This is a genomic window from Cupriavidus gilardii (assembly GCF_013314895.1).
In the GTDB taxonomy this organism is placed as follows: domain Bacteria; phylum Pseudomonadota; class Gammaproteobacteria; order Burkholderiales; family Burkholderiaceae; genus Cupriavidus; species Cupriavidus gilardii_C.
Map to the genome: position 1 here is coordinate 1 of NZ_JABTYE010000053.1, position 2,500 is coordinate 2,500.

The 2,500-nt window shown below is 55.5% G+C and carries 3 protein-coding genes and 1 pseudogene; all 4 read left to right on the forward strand.

Features of this window, described 5'->3' with window-relative positions; genetic code table 11:
• The coding region (locus tag HTY53_RS24525; protein ID WP_174109186.1) for a pre-toxin TG domain-containing protein at window positions 1–1,059 on the forward strand (1,059 nt) is incomplete at its 5' end.
• Window positions 1,060–1,096: 37 nt separating this feature from the next.
• Window positions 1,097–1,492: a hypothetical protein gene (locus tag HTY53_RS24530; RefSeq protein WP_174109187.1), complete on the forward strand. Its 396-nt coding sequence runs from the start codon at window positions 1,097–1,099 to the stop codon at window positions 1,490–1,492.
• 19 nt (window positions 1,493–1,511) lie between these two features.
• On the forward strand, window positions 1,512–1,886 hold the full coding sequence (locus HTY53_RS25110; protein ID WP_438820989.1) for an Imm8 family immunity protein: 375 nt from the start codon (window positions 1,512–1,514) through the stop codon (window positions 1,884–1,886).
• 402 nt (window positions 1,887–2,288) lie between these two features.
• Window positions 2,289–2,500: pseudogene (locus HTY53_RS24540) on the forward strand (hypothetical protein); the annotation flags it as partial.

A 2,500-nucleotide genomic window follows, 5' to 3' on the forward strand; every position in this document is an offset into this window, starting at 1 on the left:
GGCTTGAACCTGCCCGGCATCGGAGCGCCGGGGTCGGATGCCGGCACGGTGCTCGCGAACGCGCTGGCTCACGGGGCGTTGGGGTGTGCTGCTGCGAGTGCCACAGCGGCCGACTGTGCCGGAGGAGCGGTGGGCGCGGCATCGAGCGCCATCCTGGCGCCGTACATTCGGGATGCCGTTTATGTTGATAGCGCTGTCCGTAACTACAGCGACGACAAGTTCCGCCAAGCACTAACGGTGGGGCTTGCGGCGTTGGTCGGAGGGGCTGCTGGAGAGTTGGCTGGTACGGACGCGACTTCGGCTCTTTTCGGTGCGCAGAATGAAGCGCTGAACAATGCCACGTCGCTTGGGCCGGAGCGGGGCATTAGTGCCAAGGTAAACGCCTATCTGACAAAGCTGTGCGAGCCGAATTGTACTAACGAAGACTTTATCCGCATCGACAAACAAGTCCGGGAGTTCGAGGCGTCCGTGACCCTCGAAAGGACGGACAATTTGACGCCCGAGCAGGCGTTGAGGCTCGCGGACGCCTTGTCAAATATGATCCCGTATTACGGTTCAGCGGCAATGCTGTACCAGGCCGTGACAGGGCGGACCTTGAGCGGCCAGTCATTAGATGTTGCGGATCGGTGGTTGTCCGGGATCATGGCTGCTATCCCCGCGGGAGCCGCGGCTTATGGCAAGCTTAGCCAGTACGTTACCTCGCGCTGGCTGGGTGGCGCGGGAGACCGAGCGACCGGTACAGTATGGGACTCCATAAAGCCAACGCAACCAGTCCATCCGGGATCTGTTATCCCTCAGTCTTTCGAGATGGCCCTCCCAAATGGACAGCGTGTTCGGGTGCACGGAAATGCGACCGAGCATTTGGCTGAGTATGCTCAGATGGTTGCTAAAGGCCATCCGCCGGCCGTTGTCAGGCTCGCGTCACAGCTGCAGTTGGCAAGCTTGCAGGGTGCGGTGAACACGGCAGTACAGGGTGGAGTACCTTATAATCAATTGTTAAAAATTGATGGATGGGAGCTGATTTTTTCTCCCCCAAGATTGGCAGTAAATTGCCGGTAGTTAAGCACGCCCTCCCTACGAGAAGATAAGGAAACATATGGAAGTTAGGATCGAAAGGCCATTCCAATTGAAGCTCGATGTTGTTGCAATAGATCAACATGTACCTTCAATGAAGGCAAATGTTTCTTTTCGCGTGGAGCAGTTCGGGCAAAAGCTAGAGTATTGCGGCAGTTTTTGGTTCGACTGCGCCAGTTGGGACTCGTTCGTGGCAGCCTTAGACAGCGTTCAAAATAAGCCCGCCAGGATGACGGATATGAGTGGTAGTTTTGTCTTTGCGCTTCAAATGGGAACTGAAAAAATTGAGGCTTCTTGGGAAATTAAGAGGATTGCCTTAGAAGGGGCTGTCACAACAGTGACGTGTCGATTTCCTGTTGATCTCGACGATTTGGCCCATATGAAAGAAAAGCTCAAGGACTTCCCTCGATGGTGGTAGCCGCATCCATGTTCGGTACATGGATTCGAGCGTACGTTGGCCCACAAGGTGGAAAGAGGAGCGAAGGTTTTCGACATACGGGTCTGCACCCCAATCGCAGGCTGCTCAAGCGCCGTTGTGGGGTCGGCATATGTTAATTGTCGATACCTGCGATTACAACGTCATCGACACGCATATTGAGCGCTACATCACAAATAGTGAGGGCGATGACCGGAGAACTACTTGCGACAAAGCGGGCCGAATTGGTGCGTCGGAGTTGAGGACTATCAACGATGACTCGATGAGATCAGCCCCGGCTACAGCCCGGTTCGTCGTTTCTGCAGGCGTTGTACTATCGAAATGGGGCAGGAAATGTGCCTGTCCAGAGGACTGTAGATGCTGTGCCGGCCATTGAGCCAGTTTATCGCTTCAAGATATCGCCTTGCATGAGCAAGGATTTCTTGGACGAATATGACCCTGTGGTTGGGGATGCGGCCATCACGATTGTGCCCTGAAGTCATTCGACCCCTGTGGGTACCGGTTCGAAATAGTAGAAAGAGTGCCAGCAGTAGGAGGAGGGTTATCGCCAGAGCAATGGAAGCGGATGGGTGCGGCCGAAAAGTTCGTTTATTGGGTATTGATCGGTGCGCCTGCGGTGTTTATCGGATACTTAGTCATCGAAAAATTACTGAGTTGATGTTGGTGCCAACCTTGCTTGACCCGGTAACAGTCGGGTTCGTCGTTCCTGTAGGGTGATGATGTATAGCTGTGGAGGACCTGGGCGCCGATTGCAAATTGTCGAGGGCACGATTGCTCAAACGCATTGGAATACGCCCAGGCCAATGGCGTCCAGCTCGGCGAGGCGCTGACACAGGCTCAGGTCAACGAGTTGGACAAGCCGATGCTCTGGTACGTGGAGCAGACGGTTCCCGACCCCAGTTGCACGGCGACCGGCACCGCGAGCTGCCCGACCATCACCGCGCTGATGCCGCAGATCTATCTGCCGGCCGATATGCAGGCGATGTCGGC

What these genes read in the sequence shown, in the direction of transcription:
- HTY53_RS24530 (WP_174109187.1), top strand. Translation starts at nt 1,097, where the DNA reads ATGGAAGTTAGGATCGAAAGGCCATTCCAATTGAAGCTCGATGTTGTT.
- HTY53_RS25110 (WP_438820989.1), top strand. Translation starts at nt 1,512, where the DNA reads ATGGATTCGAGCGTACGTTGGCCCACAAGGTGGAAAGAGGAGCGAAGG.